This window comes from Gordonia sp. UBA7860 (genome assembly GCF_002500165.1).
Lineage (GTDB): Bacteria > Actinomycetota > Actinomycetes > Mycobacteriales > Mycobacteriaceae > Gordonia > Gordonia sputi.
The window spans coordinates 1-15,425 of record NZ_DLSO01000045.1; the positions used below are offsets into that span (position 1 = coordinate 1).

A 15,425-nucleotide genomic window follows, 5' to 3' on the forward strand; every position below is an offset into this window, starting at 1 on the left:
CGGCGCCGAGGATGCCGACGACCTCGACACCTGGCTCGACGACTCCGGATACGACGACGACTACGTCGCCGACTCCCGCGAAGAATACGACTCCTGGGACGAGGACGACTCCTATTACGGCGGCGCCAGTGATGACGTGGAGTTCGACGACGCCGCGGAGTTCGAGGAGGGCAGCGATCTCAGCGACAGCGACGACGACGGCGTCGGCTCCGACAGCGGTGCAGTCGATGATGATGCCCGTTTCGACGGCGATACCGGGTTTGACGATGACGGCACCGACGTCGATCCGATCAGCGCCGGGGACGCAACGACTCGCTCACAGGGCGCGAAAAGCGATCCACTAGGCTCGCAGATGTGAACAGAACCCCCGTAGACGCTGCCGGTAACCCGGTACGCGTCCCGATCGTCGTGATGGCGTCGGGTACGGGAACACTGCTCGAGTCACTCATCGACCGCGCCGACGGCCCCGACTCCGCCTTCGAGGTGACGGCAGTCGTCGTCGACCGTGATTGTCGCGCAGCGTCGATCGCGCAACGCCACGAGATCCCCGTCGTCGTATGTCGTGTCTCCGACCACGCCGACCGTGCCCGCTGGGACGAGGCGCTGGCCGAGCAGGTGGCAGCGGTAGCGCCCGCGTGGGTGGTGACCGCAGGTTTCATGAAGATCCTCGGCCCGGCGTTCCTGTCGCGTTTCGGTGGTCGCATCGTGAACTCTCACCCGGCGTTGTTGCCGTCGTTTCCCGGCGCGCACGGCGTCGCCGACGCTCTCGCGCACGGCGTCAAGGTGACCGGCGCGACGATCCACCTCGTCGACGACGGCGTCGACACCGGTCCGATTCTCGCGCAGGCGCCGGTGATGATCTCACCGAGCGACACCGAGGAGACCCTGCACGAACGCATCAAGTCGGTCGAGCGATTCCTGCTCGCCGACGTTGTGGCGAAACTCGTCACCCGAGGAGTTGTCATCGACGGACGAAAGGCCCGGATTCCGTGAACGCAGCCACCCCCGCAGACACAGGTCGACGCCCCATCAAGCGCGCGTTGGTCAGTGTGTACGACAAGACCGACCTCGCCGATCTCGCGTCGTCGTTGCACGAGGCGGGCGTCGAACTGGTCTCGACCGGGTCGACTGCGAAAACCATTGCGGCAGCTGGAATTCCGGTGACCGAGGTGTCGGAGCTCACCGGATTCCCGGAATGCCTCGACGGTCGGGTCAAGACGCTCCACCCCAAGGTGCATGCGGGCATCCTCGCCGACAGTCGCAAGGAGTCGCACGTCGCTCAGCTCGACGAGTTGGGAGTCGCCCCTTTCGATCTCGTCGTGGTCAACCTGTACCCGTTCACCGAGACCGTCGCGTCTGGTGCGACGCCCGACGAGTGCATCGAGCAGATCGACATCGGCGGACCGTCGATGGTGCGCGGCGCGGCCAAGAACCATCCCAGCGTTGCCGTCGTCGTCGATCCGATGGACTACGAGCAGGTCTCCGCTGCCGTCGCCGAGGGTGGATTCACGCTCACACAGCGACGTGAGTTGGCCGCCAAGGCATTTCGCCACACCGCTGACTATGACGTCGCTGTTGCCTCCTGGATGTCGCAGGAGGTTGCGCCCGCGACTGACGGATCGAAGTTCCCCGAGTGGACCGGATTCACCTGGAAGCGTTCCGACGTGCTGCGCTATGGCGAGAACCCTCACCAGGCCGCGGCGCTCTACCTATCCACCGCTGCTCCCGAGGGCCTCGCGTCGGCAGAACAGTTGCACGGCAAGGAGATGAGCTACAACAACTACACCGACTCCGACGCCGCCTGGCGTAGCGCCCATGACTTCGACGCACCCGCCGTCGCAATCATCAAGCACGCCAACCCCTGTGGCATCGCCATTGGTGAGACGATCGGGGAAGCGCACCGCCTCGCCCATGCGTGCGACCCCGTCAGCGCCTACGGCGGCGTGATCGCGGCCAACCGTGAGATCACGGTCGAGATGGCCGAGCAGGTCGCCGAGATCTTCACCGAGGTGATCATCGCCCCGGGCTTCGCCGACGGCGCGCTCTCGGTGTTGCAGCGCAAGAAGAACATTCGCATCCTTCGCGCCACCCCGCCGGTGCGCGCAGGACTCGAGTTCCGTCCGGTGTCCGGCGGCCTGCTCATGCAGGATCGCGACATCCTCGACGCCGAGGGCGACAACCCGGACAACTGGACACTCGTCGCAGGACCCCCGGCCGATCCCGACACCCTCGCCGATCTCGAATTCGCCTGGCGCGCATGCCGCTCGGTGAAGTCGAACGCCATTCTGCTCGCCAAGGACGGCGCCTCTGTCGGCGTCGGTATGGGGCAGGTCAACCGGGTCGACTCGGCGCACCTCGCCGTCACCCGCGCAGGCGAGCGGGCCAGTGGCAGCGTCGGAGCGTCGGACGCCTTCTTCCCGTTCCCCGACGGTCTGCAGGTGCTGATCAACGGTGGGGTATCGGCCGTCGTGCAGCCCGGCGGGTCGATCCGCGACAAAGAGGTCATCGAGGCCGCCGCAGAGGCCGGCATCACCCTGTACCTCACCGGTGCACGGCATTTCGCGCACTGACCTGATCTCGTCGACCGGGCGCTCTGTCGGGCCGAGTGGGCGTCGCATTCTGTCGACTGGGCGCTCCGTGGAGCCGAGTGGGCGCTCCGTCGGGCCGAGTGGGCGTGACCGATGACCGTCCTCGACCTCGCGCTGCTGTTCGTCGCCGGGTTCGGTGCCGGGCTGATCGGATACGTCACCGGCTTGGCGTCGGTGGTCAGCTATCCCGCGCTCCTGGCAGTGGGACTCAGCCCGATCGCGGCGAATGTCACCAACACGGTGTCGCTCGTCGCGGTGGGGGCGGGGAGTCTCGGCCAGTCCGGCAAAGTACTGCTCGCGGGTGATCGTCGGCCGCTGTACGCCGGTGTGGTCGCGTCGCTGATCGGCGGCACGATCGGCGCGATCATTCTCTTGATCACGCCCCCCGATAGCTTCAAGGTGATCGTGCCGTACCTCGTCGGTTTTGCGGCGATCGCTCTGCTCGTTCAACCACAGCTTCGACGACTCGCCTCACGCCACGCCGACCGTCCGTGGCTCTTCGTCGTCGGACTCGGCCTGATCTCCATCTACGGCGGCTACTTCGGCGCTGGCGCGGGCATCGTGCTCCTCGCACTGACTCTCGTCGTGACGAGCGAACCGCTCTGGCGCGCAACGCTGTTGAAGTCTCTGTTTCTCGGCGTCGCCAATCTTGTTGCGGCCGTGGGGTTCATCATCTGGGGCCCGGTTCACTGGCCGGCGGCGATTGCCATGGCGATCGGCTGCCTGATCGGCGGCTGGTGCGGTCCGCCCGTGGTCAAACGACTACCCGCCGGACCCCTCCGCATCGCGGTGGGACTCGGCGGGCTCGGTCTCGCTGTGTGGCTGGCGTTCAGCTGATTGCTGCTGACGTCTACTCGGAGCGGCCGGCCGCAGGTGTAGGTCCGTACCCGCCGTTGGCTCGAAACCCCTTGCGCGGACGTACGCTTGGCGTACGTAATCGTCGACGTCCCTAAAGAATCGACGACCCATGACGCCAATCCAGTGGGTCTTTTTCTCACGCTGAGGAAAAGGATGGTCGTGCGCTGCCCGGACCGGTACACATAGCCGGTGACTTTGTTCGTCGACATCACGCCCGAGGAGCAGCAGGGCGGACAACCAGGGGTTGAGAAGACCTCGACCGGTAGCAGGCTTCGTTCTGTTGCACTGCAGTTCGGTCTCCCGGTGCTCTCAGTGGTTCTGTTCCTCGCCGTCTACCAAGCCGTCGCCGTCAGCGGCGTCTGGAGCGAGACGTTCGTGCCTCGCCTCGGTACCGTCTGGCACGCCTTCGTCGAAATGTCGACGACGCACAACGGCGTCGTCGGATATGCCGGTTATTACTGGTGGGAACACCTTTACATGACCCTGCGTCGTGTCTTCGTCGGTGTTGTAATCGGCGTCGCGGCGGGTGTGGTCCTGGGTCTGATCATGGGGTCGATCCCGTGGGTCCGACGACTTCTCGAGCCGTGGCTGACATTCCTGCGCGCGCTGCCTCCGCTGGCGTACTTCTTCCTCCTGGTCATCTGGCTGGGAATCGACGAGGCGCCGAAGATCACGCTTCTCGCGTTGGCCGCTCTTCCGCCGGCAGCGGTGGCGACCACCACGGCCGTCAGTGCCACCCCGGTCTCGCTGATCGAGGCCGCACGCGCGCTGGGGGCAAGCAGGCGTGAGGTGATCTCCGACGTCGTGATCCCGGCCGCGCTACCCGAAACCTTCACGGGCATAAGACTTTCGGTCGGCATCGCCTATTCGTCGGTGGTCGCGGCCGAGCTCTTCAACGGCATTCCCGGCATCGGTGGCGTCGTCAAAGATGCCAGCAACTACAACAACACTCCCGTCGTGCTGGTCGGCATCGTCCTCATCGGACTGTCGGGTCTCATCATCGACGGAATACTTCGGATAATCGAGCACCGCCTGGTGCCGTGGCGTGGAAAGGCCTGAACAACAATGACATTCCTGACATCGAGCGCGTCTCGTCGATCGCGGTTGCGCTCGCTCGGGGTGACCGTCGGTGCTCTCGTCGCCTCGGCCGCGGTTGTGCTCACCGGTTGCTCGGTCGACAAGTCTTCCGGAGACAGCGACAAACCGACCATTCGCCTTGCCTACCAATCCTTCCCGAGCGGCGAGTTGATCGTGAAGAACAACAAGTGGCTCGAGGACGCGCTACCGAAGTACAACATCAAGTGGACCAAGTTCGATTCGGGTGCCGACATCAACACGGCATTCGTGGCGAAGCAGGTCGACTTCGGCGCAATCGGTTCGAGCCCCGTGGCGCGTGGACTCTCCGCGCCGTTGAACATCGCCTACCAGGTCGCGTTCATCCTCGACGTCGCGGGCGACAATGAAGCTCTGGTGGCGCGCAACGGAACCGGGATCAACTCGATCGCCGACCTCAAGGGCAAGCGCGTCGCGACGGCGTTCGCATCGACTTCGCACTACAGTCTGCTCGCCGCCCTCAACCACGCCGGCGTGAACCCGAAAGACGTCAACCTGATCGACCTGCAGCCGCAGGCATCGCTGGCCGCATGGCAGCGCGGAGACGTCGACGCCGTCTACACCTGGCTGCCGACACTCGACGAACTGCGCAAGTCCGGCAAGACCATCGTGACCAGCCGCGAAGTGGCCACCTGGGGCAAGCCGACGCTCGACCTCGGCGTCGTGTCGTCTGACTTCGCGAAGGATCACCCCGACGTCGTCGACACCTGGCGCAAGGCCGAAGCGCGCGCGCTCAAGCAGATCCACGACGATCCGCAGGCGGCGGCCAGGGCTATTGCCGCACAGTTGAACACGACGCCCGAGGACGCGGCCAACCAGCTCAAGCAGGGCATCTACCTGACTGACGCCGAGCTGACCTCGCCGCAGTGGCTCGGCACCGAGGGTAAGCCGGGCAACGTCGCCGACAACCTGCACAGCGCCGCGGAATTCCTTGCGGAACAACAGCAGATCCCGTCGGCGCCCCCGCTGTCGACGTTCCAGAATGCGATCTACACCAAGGGGCTTCCGGGTGTCCTCACCGCACAGTGATACCAAGACCGATAGCGGCAGCAAGGTCGACGCCGAGAAGGCCGATGCTCAGAAGGCCGACGCGACGGTGACCGACAGCCAAGCGGCGTCGAGTCCCGCTGCGGCGCAGAGTGAACCGGCACAGGGTCAGGGCAGCATCAGCCTGCGCGGCGTGACGCAGCGGTACGGCAAGGGTGCCGACGCCGTGACCGCCGTTGGGCCGGTCGACCTCGAGGTCGACCCCGGTGAAGTACTTGTGCTCGTCGGGCCGTCGGGCTGTGGCAAGTCGACGCTCCTGAGGCTGATCGCGGGATTCGAGGACCCCGCGTCGGGCGTCGTAGAGGTCTCCGGACGAAAGCCGGCGCCCGGCAGCTCGTCTGGCGTGGTCTTCCAGCAGCCGAGGCTGTTTCCGTGGCGCACCGTCGGCGGCAACGTCGACCTCGCGTTGAAGTACGCAGGCGTTCCGCGTTCGGATCGGCCGGCACGTCGGGAGGAACTGCTCGCGCGAGTGGGATTGTCCGACACGGCAAATCGTCGAATCTGGGAGATCTCGGGTGGTCAGCAGCAGCGCGTCGCCATCGCGCGTGCGTTGGCGGGCGACCCGTCGCTGCTTCTGCTTGACGAGCCGTTCGCGGCTCTCGACGCGCTGACGCGAGAGACGCTCCAGGAGGACGTTCGCACTGTGAGTGCGGAGCTGGGTCGCACGAATGTCTTTGTGACGCACAGTTCGGAGGAAGCTGCGTTCCTCGGATCGCGGATCGTCGTGTTGACCAGCCGTCCCGGTCGTGTGGCGCTCGACATCTCATCGCCGATTCCGCGTACCGGTGTCAGCGCTGACGACATCAGGGACTCCGCCGAGTACACCGTTCTACGCACCGAGATCGCGAGCGCGGTCAAGAGTGCGGCGCGCGGCGAATCGGCTGAGAAGAAGTGAGTGTCGGGGTTTTTATCGCGCTGCGGTAAACCCTGTTCCGGCTGCTCTTCGGTGACTAAACAGGTGTTGTGAGTACAACCTCCCACCTCATCGCACCTGCCGGCACACTTCGCGCTGCCGATCGGTGTCGACTGTGGGACTCTGTTGTCGACGGTGGGTCAGCGCGGACCACGGCCTTTCAGGAGCAGCAGGGGTACGCGCAGATGATTCACCGGATGACATGGGCAGACGGAAGCCACCACGGCTCGCCGCCGGTCTCTCTCGGACTCGCAACCACTTACGACTCCCCGAGAAGGACCCACCATGACCATTTCACTTCCTGAATCCTCACGTACCGGCGCACAAGCCCCGCTTGATTCGACGCCTCTCGATCCGACGGCAACGGTCGCGTCGGGTGTCGAGTTCGATATCGACGAGTTCGGCCCACGATTCGGCGCCGAGATCCGCGGCGTCGACGTCGCTTCGGCCTCCGACGACGAGATCCGCGCCATCCGGGCCGCGCTGATCGAGTACAAGGTGATCGTGCTGCGCGACCAGCAGCTCGACGACGCGTCGCACGTCGAATTCGGCCGTCGCATAGGCGACCTCACCGCGGGACACCCCGTGTGGAACAGCGGCGACGTGCCCGCCGAGGTGTACTCGCTCGACAGCACCGACAACGGTTTCGCCGACGTCTGGCACACCGACGTCACGTTCATGCCCCGACCGCCAATGGGATCGATCCTGCGCCCGGTTGTGTTGCCACGCAACGGAGGCGACACGAACTGGGCCGACGCGGAGCTCGCATACGAGTCGCTGTCGGCTCCGGTACAGCGCCTCGTCCAAGATCTTTCTGCCGTGCACGACGGTAATCGGGAGTTCGGCTACTACCTGAAGCAGCGTCGTGGCGGTCGCGGAAACGTCTGGGACGGAAAGGAAGTCACCGAGTTGGTACCGGTGACCCACCCTGTCGTACGAGTGCATCCGGAAACCGGGCGCAAATCGCTGTTCGTCAACCCGGGCTTCACGTCGCACATCGAGGGCGTGTCCGACGCCGAGAGCCGCGGCATTCTCGATCTGCTCTACGCGCACCTGACTAAGCCGGAACACATAGTGCGGCACCGCTGGCGCCTCGGCGACCTGGTGCTGTGGGACAACCGCAACACTCTGCACTACGCGAACCGCGACTACGGCGACAACCGTCGTGTCATGCACCGCATCACACTCCGCGGCGACGAGCCAGTGGGACCGCCTGCCGCTGGTTGAGCGGGCGCGAGCGTAGCGAGGATCCGGGTCAGTTCAACCAGCGGGCTGGGGCCGACTTCCGCTGGTTGAGCGGGCGCGAGCGTAGCGAGCACTCGAGTCGAAACCACTCGCGCGGCTCCGCGAGCTCGACGCTCGATCCGTATGACATTTCGCCCTTGTTCTCGGGCTGCGCGTCATACTGATCGGCTGCTCGGCCGCGGGCGGCGGGTGGTCTCGACAAGCTCGGTCGGCGGGTTCAGCTCGACCAGCGGAGCGCGGTGTATTCAACCAAAGGGTTGACAACTTATCGGCGTCGTCGCACACTCGTATTCAACCAAACGGTTGAGGAGGACGAGTGGCAGACGAGCTGTCCAGGGTATTCGCCGCGCTGGCAGACCCGACCCGGCGTGACATGGTCGCGCGGCTCGCAGTCGGTGACGCGACGGTCGGTCAGCTCGCCGAGCCCTATGACGTCAGCATCCAGGCGGTCTCGAAGCATCTGAAAGTGCTCGAAGACGCAGGCCTGGTGACCCGCACCCGGGAGGCGCAGACCCGTCCTGTCCACCTGGAAGCCGAGGTGTTCGACCTCATGACCAAGTGGATCGAGCGGTATCGCCGCGCGGCAGAGGATCGCTATCAGCGTCTCGACGCCGTACTGGCACAGATGAATGACGCGCAGATGAGCGACGCGGTTCCCCGCGGCGACGAGACACCGACGAAGAAGGGCAAGGCATCATGAGCACGCAGACGCGCTATCCGGAAGCCACCATCGAGGCCGACAAGGAGGTGCCGATCATCCGTATCACACGCGACTTTCGTGGCACCCCAGCACAATTGATGAAGGCACACACCGATCCCGAGCTCTTCGTGCGCTGGGTGGGGCCGGACTCGATCAGTAGCAGGATCGTCGAGTGGGACGTCCGCAACGGTGGGAGCTGGCGCTATGTGTCATCGCGCGACGACGACGAATTCGCCTTCCGCGGTTGCTTCCACACGGTGTCCGACGACACGATCGTGCAGACCTTCACTTGGGAGGGGATGCCCGATCAGGTGGCGTTGGAGACGCTGCACTTTGAGGACCTCGGCGATGGCACCACGCGCCTGCACGCCCAATCCCTTTGCGACAGCTTCGAAGCCCGCGACGGCTGGTTGTCGTCGGGCATGGAGGTCGGGGTCAACGAGGGCTACGCCAAGCTCGACGGCCTGCTCGGAGAACTCTGACATGACGACGTCGCTCACCGAGCTCAGCGCTGCCGACCGCCATCGCATCATCGCGAACGGATTCGCCGAAGAGATTGCAGCAGTGAAGGATTGGGATGCTCCGACGCCGGTCGATGGATGGGTGGCGCGCGACGTCGTCGCTCATCTCGTCGACTGGTTCGCAGCCTTCCTCGCCGCCGGGGGAGTGCAGCTACCCGACGGCCCGACAGTTGCCGACGACCCACTCGCCGCCTGGCAGGCGCGCAGTGCCGCGATCGGGGATTTGCTCGACGGCCCGTCGTCGAACTCGGCTTTCGTGCACCCGATGGTCGGTGAACACCGCCTCGCCGACGCGGTCGATCAGTTCTATACGGCCGACGTCTTCATGCACACGTGGGATCTCGCGGCGGCCGGGGGCAGAACCCCTGACCTCGACCCCGACTACGCGCAACGACTGCTCGACGGCATGACGGGTATCGAGGAACTGCTGCGATCGTCGGGTCAGTACGGACCCGCAGTGTCAGTCGACGACGACGCCGATCCGGTCTCGCGGCTCGTCGGATTCATCGGGCGCGATCCAGCGTGGCGTCGCGCCCGATGAGTTCTCTCGAAAGCTCCCAGACCCTCACCCCTCCGGAATTCGGCGGGTGGCGCACATCGTCTGCCTGTCTCATGATTCGAGGGCTCGTGCGCTCCAACGGTTGGTGAAGCGCAGTCCACTACGGATGAAGAGCTGGCTGACAGGACAGCGGCGTTCGACTTCGGCCACGAAGCGGTCGAATTGCTCGGGCGAGGCATCGGTGGTGACAGTCGCCTCGACGGTGACTGCATCGAAATTGGCGTTTCCGTCTTCGCCCGTGACCAACACCGCGGTGTCGAGATCGCCCTGCACTCGGAATTCGAAGGAACCCAACGTGATTCCGAGGTCTTTCGCCACAAGTGCTGCAGTGACCTGATTGCAGGAGGTGAGTGCGCCAAGTGCATAGAACAGGGGACTCGGCGCCTCGTCCCTGCCGCCGAATGCGGGGTAGGCATCGGTGTCGAATTCATGCCCGGCGTCGCCCTCGACCACCAAATGCTGTGCGACCCCTGTGCCCTTGGCGTTGATCACAAAGGGGACTACCGATGTGCGGATCGTCGATGTCATGGTTGGGCTCCTTTTCGGTTCGTCGACGCCCCGGCGCGCCGAATCGCACCGAACTCTGCCGCGACTTCCGCTGCGCGCACACCCTTGTGCGCGCAGCGGGTGCAACGTGCACACAGGGCCTGATTCGGGTACAAGACCTCTCCGGGCTTGACGGTCGCGTGTGCCGAGGGCAGGAGTGCGAACGCAGCGCTCCGCACGCCGACGGGAGTACCGTGGAGAAGGTGCCAGAGGAGAACTTCACCACATCCAACTCCCAAACCACCGAAAGTCGCCCACCCTCACCAAGGACCGTTGGCGAGTTGCGTGCCAGCGGCCATGTGCAGCGCAGTGTGCGTGACGAAATCCGCCACAATCTGCTCACCGCGCTTCGCGAGGGCGACGACCCGTGGCCGGGAATCGTCGGATTCGAGGCAACGGTCATCCCGCAACTCGAGCGTGCGCTGATCGCAGGCCATGACGTGGTCATGCTCGGCGAACGCGGTCAGGGCAAAACGCGCATTCTGCGCACACTGGTCGGCCTGCTCGACGAGTGGACGCCGGTCATCGAGGGGTCTGAACTCGGCGAGCATCCGTACGAGCCGATCACGCCGGCGTCCGTCCGACGCGCCGCCGCACTTCTCGACGAGCTCCCGATCGAGTGGCGTCATCGCAGCCAGCGCTACAGCGAGAAGCTCGCGACACCCGACACCTCCGTTGCCGACCTCGTCGGCGACATCGACCCCATGAAGGTGGCCGAGGGCCGCAGCCTCGGCGATCCGGAGACGATTCACTTCGGACTCATTCCGCGCGCGCACCGCGGGATCGTCGCCATCAACGAGCTGCCCGACCTTGCCGAACGCATCCAGGTCTCCATGCTCAACGTGATGGAGGAGCGCGACATCCAGGTGCGCGGCTACACGCTGCGGCTCCCGCTCGACGTTTTGGTCATGGCGAGCGCGAACCCCGAGGACTACACCAACCGCGGCCGCATCATCACACCGCTCAAGGACCGCTTCGGCGCCGAGATCCGGACGCACTACCCACTGGAACTCGACGACGAGATCTCCGTCATCGAGCAGGAAGCCGACCTCACGGCGACGGTTCCGACGTTCATCACCGAGATCCTCGCCCGCTTCACCCGCTATGCGCGCGACCATCCGTCGATCGATCAGCGGTCGGGCGTCTCTGCGCGGTTCTCGATCGCGGCCGCAGAGACCGTCGCCGCCGCAGCGTTGCATCGTGCCACCGTGACCGGGGAGGACGTGCCCGTCGCGCGCGTCGTCGACCTCGAATCGGTGATCGAGGTGCTGCGCGGCAAGATCGAGTTCGAGTCGGGTGAGGAGGGGCGCGAGCTCGAGATCCTCGAGCACCTGCTCCGCAAATCCGTCGCCGATACCGTGCGCGCACACCTCGGCGGCATCGACATGGCGCCGCTCGTCGACGCCCTGGAGAACGGAGAGCCCGTCGTCACCGGAGACCGGGTCACGGCGACGGACTTCTTGGCTTCCATCCCCTCACCCGAGACGACGGCCGGTGTCCTCGACGGAATCGCCGAACGACTCGACGCCGAGGCGGACGGCGAGCGTGCGAGCGCACTCGAACTGGCGCTCGAGGGACTATTTCTGGCCCGTCGCATCGGCAAGGAAGCCGACGACGAGGGGCAGACCATCTACGGCTGATCTACGCCGTACGACATCGGGCTGGACGTATACACATGGCTCAGAAGAACTTTCACCGCTCGCGCTATCAGCGGTACACCGGTGGTCCCGACCCGCTTGCGCCGCCGGTCGATCTCCGCGAAGCGCTCGAGGAGATCGGCGACGACGTGATGGCGGGAGCGTCGCCGCAGCGCGCGCTGCGCGAATTCCTGCGGCGCGGGACTCAGGACATGCGCGGGCTGGACAAGTTGCGTGAAGAGGTCAACCGTCGGCGGCAGGAGCTGTTGAAGCAACGGAACCTCGACGGAACGTTCAATGAGATCCGCGAGCTCCTCGACCGCGCGGTACTCGAGGAGCGCAAGCAGCTCGCACGCGACCTCGACGACGACGCGCGTTTCGCCGAGATGCAGATCGGGAGTCTGCCACCGTCGACTGCCCAGGCCGTCGAGGAACTGTCGGAGTACAACTGGCGGAGCCCGCAGGCGCGTGAGGACTTCGAGAAGATCAAGGATCTGCTGGGCCGGGAACTGCTCGACCAGCGTTTCGCGGGCATGAAGGAAGCGCTCGAGGGCGCCACCGATCAGGACCGTGAGGCCATCTCCGAGATGCTCACCGACCTCAACAAGCTGCTCGACGCCCACAATCGCGGCGAGGACACCGCTGAGCAATTCGACGACTTCATGCGCAAGCACGGCGAGTACTTCCCCGAAAACCCGCGCAACACAGAAGAACTCATCGACTCTCTCGCGCAACGTGCGGCCGCGGCACAGCAGTTCTACAACTCGCTCACGCCCGAACAGCGAGCAGAACTCGATCAGCTCGCACAGCAGGCGTTCGGGTCACCCGACCTGATGAATCAACTCGCGCAAATGGATTCGGCACTGCGTGAGGCCAGGCCGGGCCTCGATTGGGATGGCGGCGAGTCGTTCTCGGGCGATCAGCAGATGGGACTGGGGCAGGGTGCGGCGGCACTGCGCGACATCTCCGAACTCGACGCGCTCTCCGAGCAACTCTCGCAGCAGTACGCCGGCGCGCGCATGGACGACATCGACCTCGACGCCCTCGCACGACAGCTCGGCGACCAGGCGGCCGTCGACGCCCGAACGCTCGCCGAGCTTGAGAAGGCGTTGACCGAGCAGGGATTCTTCGACCGCACGTCCGACGGGACTCTGCGGCTGAGCCCCAAGGCGATGAGGCAGCTGGGGCAGACCATCTTTCGCGACATCGCCGACCAGATGTCGGGGCGTCGGGGTGACAGACAGACCCGCAAATCAGGATTGCTCGGCGAGCCGACCGGGGCGACGCGCGAGTGGGAGTTCGGCGACACCGACCCATGGGATGTGACGCGAACTGTGTCGAATGCGGTGTTGCGCACCATTTCCGAGAGTTCCGATCCCGTGAACGCGCCGTCGGCGATGGCACGCGACGGTGTGCACATCTCGGTCCGCGACGTCGAGGTCGCCGACACCGAGGCGCGGACACAGGCCGCGGTGGTGCTGCTGGTCGACACGTCGTTCTCGATGGAGATGGAAGGTCGCTGGACGCCGATGAAGCGGACCGCGATCGCGCTGAATCACTTGATCTCCACCAGGTTTCGGAGCGACGAGCTCGAAGTGATCGCGTTCGGACGATACGCCCGCAGCATCGACATCGCCGAGCTCACCGGCCTGCAACCACGGATGGAACAGGGAACCAACCTGCACCACGCACTGCTGCTCGCACAGCGGCACCTGCGGAGATTCCCCAACGCGCAGCCGGTGGTCCTCGTCGTCACCGACGGCGAGCCCACCGCGCACCTCGACCCGAGCGGCGAGCCGTTCTTTTTCTATCCGCCGCACCCGCAGACCATCGCGCTCACCGTGCGCGAACTCGACCACGTCGCACGGATGGGCGCGCAGGTCACGTTCTTCCGGCTGGGCGAGGACCCCGGCCTCGCACACTTCATGGACCAGATCGCCCGCAGGATCGGCGGTCGGGTGGTTGCCCCCGACGTTGACGGACTCGGCGCCGCGGTGGTCGGAGACTACCTGCGGTCACGACGTCCGCGCCGCGGCTGATCGACGCAGGGGGCGGATCTCGGAGAAATCAGGGGACGAGTCAGGGTATTTCAGGGTGTCGGGCGCCGGATGCAATCACTAACGTCGACGGTATGAGCGTTCCCGCCGAACTGCCAGAGCCTGAACTGCCAGAACCCGATTCGACCGGGCATGACCCGGCAGCTCCCGAATCGACCGGGCCGGATCTGACAAAGCCAGGGCCAACCGACGCTGAGCACGCCAACGCTGAGTCGGTCGACGCTGAGCCGGCCAAGCCTGACCTGACCAAGCCCAGTCCCGCCCAGTACGAGACTTCGGCTCCCGGCGGTGCGCCAGCGCCCGATCACCGACTCAGAGCGGCCGACGCCGACCGTGAACTCGTGCACCAAATTCTCTCGGCGGCGATGACCAGTGGCGCGCTCACGCCGAGCGAGTACGAGGAGCGGGCGCTGAAGGCCTCTACCGCAAAGACTTTCGGCGATCTCGACGAGTTGACCGACGATCTCCCCGTCGGGAAGCTCGGTGTGCCGCTGCCGCGACCCGGCGACCCGTACCCGACGGGCGTGACACGTCCCGGCACGGGGTCGGGGCGTAAGCCTGTGCGGCATCGCCTCGCGATCATGTCCGGCTCGGAGCTGAAAGGTCATGCGGCGGTCGCGGATCAGCTCGAGGCGACCGCGATCATGGGCGGCGTCGAGATCGACCTGCGAGAAGTCGAATTCACCGAACCGGTGCTGACTGTCCAGTGTGTGGCGATCATGGGTGGCGTCGACGTCATCGTTCCGCCGGATGTGACCCTCGAAGTCGGTGGTCTCGCCATCATGGGCGGATTCGAGGGAAAAGCCGAGGGGCCCGGGCGCCCCGGCGCTCCGACGGTCCATGTCACCGGCTTCGCGTTGATGGGCGGGGTGGACGTCAAGCGAAAGGAGCGTCGTTGATCGCGGTGTCGCCGATCACGCCCGTCCGGTGCTGTTGATCGCGCTCGCGCGGTGTCGTCAGTCGATGCGACCGTAGATCATCCGCAGGATGGCAACGGTGAGTGTGTCGAGCGGGTCGTCTGCAGTTGTACTGCGTCCGTGGCCCGCGGGGACCGTGCCCGCGGACGATGTCAGTTCACTCAGGCCTGCATCGCGCATCACGGCCACCAGGGTTGCCAGATTGGCGGCGGGCGGACCGTCGGGCGCCAGCCCCGCTGATCGATCGCGCTCGATCTTGGCGGCGAGTCGTTCGACGAATCGGGCGCGCGCTCTCGCGAGGAAGTCCTGTAGCGGCGCGTAACCGGAGGTGTATCCGGTGCGAGCTGCGCACGCCATGATCGATCCGTTCGTCTGCCAGATAGCGGCGACGGCGTCGAGTTGCTCGCGCAGGCCGACGGGGTCGGGTCCGACGGCGTCGAACCAGTCGTGGGTGCTGGCGAAGTCGTCCCAGATCCGTTCCATGAGCGTCGTGAGGACTGCCTGCTTCGACGGAAAGTAGAAGTAGAAGCTCGTTCGCGAAATGCCTGCCGCAGAAGAGATGTCGTCGATGGTGACGTCGTCGATCGGATGGTCGGCGAGAAGTGAACGCATCGCGCTCAGAATCTGATCTTCACGTTCGTCGCCTTTGGTACGAGCGCCTCTACGGCGGGCCGGTTGGGCCTGCGGATCGTCGGGCGCCTTGGTCGTCATTCCTCCATAGTAG

At 65.5% G+C, this 15,425-nt stretch carries 15 protein-coding genes and 1 pseudogene; 14 read left to right on the forward strand and 2 right to left on the reverse strand.

Annotated elements, in window-relative coordinates; all coding sequences use genetic code 11:
• The 11 genes and pseudogenes from B3T59_RS06385 to B3T59_RS06435 form a co-directional block, all read left to right on the forward strand.
• Nucleotides 1–358 (forward strand): annotated as a pseudogene (locus B3T59_RS06385) (hypothetical protein); the annotation flags it as partial.
• 53 nt (nucleotides 359–411) lie between these two features.
• Nucleotides 412–993 carry a phosphoribosylglycinamide formyltransferase gene (gene purN, locus B3T59_RS06390; protein WP_051993948.1) on the forward strand — a complete coding sequence of 194 codons (582 nt, stop codon included), beginning with the start codon at nucleotides 412–414 and terminating at the stop codon, nucleotides 991–993.
• Nucleotides 990–2,570, forward strand: coding sequence for a bifunctional phosphoribosylaminoimidazolecarboxamide formyltransferase/IMP cyclohydrolase (gene purH, locus B3T59_RS06395; protein ID WP_005207290.1), 1,581 nt, complete (start codon nucleotides 990–992; stop codon nucleotides 2,568–2,570). The genes purN and purH overlap by 4 nt, the downstream gene beginning before the upstream one ends.
• Nucleotides 2,571–2,681: 111 nt before the next feature.
• Entirely contained in the window at nucleotides 2,682–3,425 is a 744-nt protein-coding gene (locus B3T59_RS06400; RefSeq protein ID WP_064863819.1) for a sulfite exporter TauE/SafE family protein, read from the forward strand.
• A gap of 210 nt (nucleotides 3,426–3,635) precedes the next feature.
• Nucleotides 3,636–4,505 (forward strand): ABC transporter permease, encoded by an 870-nt coding sequence (locus B3T59_RS06405; protein WP_287001774.1) that lies wholly within the window; start codon nucleotides 3,636–3,638, stop codon nucleotides 4,503–4,505.
• Between the two features lie 6 nt (nucleotides 4,506–4,511).
• Nucleotides 4,512–5,588: an ABC transporter substrate-binding protein gene (locus B3T59_RS06410; RefSeq protein WP_287001775.1), complete on the forward strand. Its 1,077-nt coding sequence runs from the start codon at nucleotides 4,512–4,514 to the stop codon at nucleotides 5,586–5,588.
• Nucleotides 5,569–6,501, forward strand: coding sequence for an ABC transporter ATP-binding protein (locus B3T59_RS06415; protein ID WP_287001776.1), 933 nt, complete (start codon nucleotides 5,569–5,571; stop codon nucleotides 6,499–6,501). Before B3T59_RS06410 ends, B3T59_RS06415 begins: the two co-directional genes overlap by 20 nt.
• A 303-nt stretch (nucleotides 6,502–6,804) precedes the next feature.
• A complete protein-coding gene (locus tag B3T59_RS06420) occupies nucleotides 6,805–7,746 on the forward strand; it encodes a TauD/TfdA dioxygenase family protein (RefSeq protein ID WP_287001777.1) in 942 nt (313 codons plus the stop codon).
• A 334-nt stretch (nucleotides 7,747–8,080) separates the two neighbouring features.
• Nucleotides 8,081–8,464 (forward strand): ArsR/SmtB family transcription factor, encoded by a 384-nt coding sequence (locus B3T59_RS06425; RefSeq protein WP_064863817.1) that lies wholly within the window; start codon nucleotides 8,081–8,083, stop codon nucleotides 8,462–8,464.
• On the forward strand, nucleotides 8,458–8,946 hold the full coding sequence (locus B3T59_RS06430; RefSeq protein WP_039856209.1) for an SRPBCC family protein: 489 nt from the start codon (nucleotides 8,458–8,460) through the stop codon (nucleotides 8,944–8,946). Before B3T59_RS06425 ends, B3T59_RS06430 begins: the two co-directional genes overlap by 7 nt.
• Before the next feature lies 1 nt (nucleotide 8,947).
• Nucleotides 8,948–9,526, forward strand: coding sequence for a maleylpyruvate isomerase family mycothiol-dependent enzyme (locus B3T59_RS06435; RefSeq protein ID WP_287001778.1), 579 nt, complete (start codon nucleotides 8,948–8,950; stop codon nucleotides 9,524–9,526).
• Nucleotides 9,527–9,595: 69 nt separating this feature from the next.
• Here B3T59_RS06435 and B3T59_RS06440 read toward each other — a convergent pair whose 3' ends face one another.
• Nucleotides 9,596–10,072 (reverse strand): OsmC family protein, encoded by a 477-nt coding sequence (locus B3T59_RS06440; RefSeq protein WP_251722623.1) that lies wholly within the window; start codon nucleotides 10,070–10,072, stop codon nucleotides 9,596–9,598.
• Between the two features lie 212 nt (nucleotides 10,073–10,284).
• Here B3T59_RS06440 and B3T59_RS06445 point away from each other — a divergent pair, with 212 nt between their 5' ends.
• From B3T59_RS06445 to B3T59_RS06455, 3 genes are all read left to right on the forward strand, one after another.
• Nucleotides 10,285–11,730, forward strand: coding sequence for a sigma 54-interacting transcriptional regulator (locus B3T59_RS06445; protein ID WP_064863815.1), 1,446 nt, complete (start codon nucleotides 10,285–10,287; stop codon nucleotides 11,728–11,730).
• Nucleotides 11,731–11,765: 35 nt separating this feature from the next.
• Nucleotides 11,766–13,766 (forward strand): vWA domain-containing protein, encoded by a 2,001-nt coding sequence (locus tag B3T59_RS06450; protein WP_287001779.1) that lies wholly within the window; start codon nucleotides 11,766–11,768, stop codon nucleotides 13,764–13,766.
• A 260-nt stretch (nucleotides 13,767–14,026) separates the two neighbouring features.
• Nucleotides 14,027–14,683, forward strand: a complete 657-nt coding sequence (locus tag B3T59_RS06455) for a DUF1707 SHOCT-like domain-containing protein (protein WP_287001802.1) — start codon at nucleotides 14,027–14,029, stop codon at nucleotides 14,681–14,683.
• Nucleotides 14,684–14,740: 57 nt separating this feature from the next.
• On the opposite strand, the gene B3T59_RS06460 is transcribed toward B3T59_RS06455, so the two are convergent.
• Nucleotides 14,741–15,412, reverse strand: a complete 672-nt coding sequence (locus tag B3T59_RS06460) for a TetR/AcrR family transcriptional regulator (protein ID WP_287001780.1) — start codon at nucleotides 15,410–15,412, stop codon at nucleotides 14,741–14,743.
• Nucleotides 15,413–15,425: the final 13 nt, after the last annotated feature.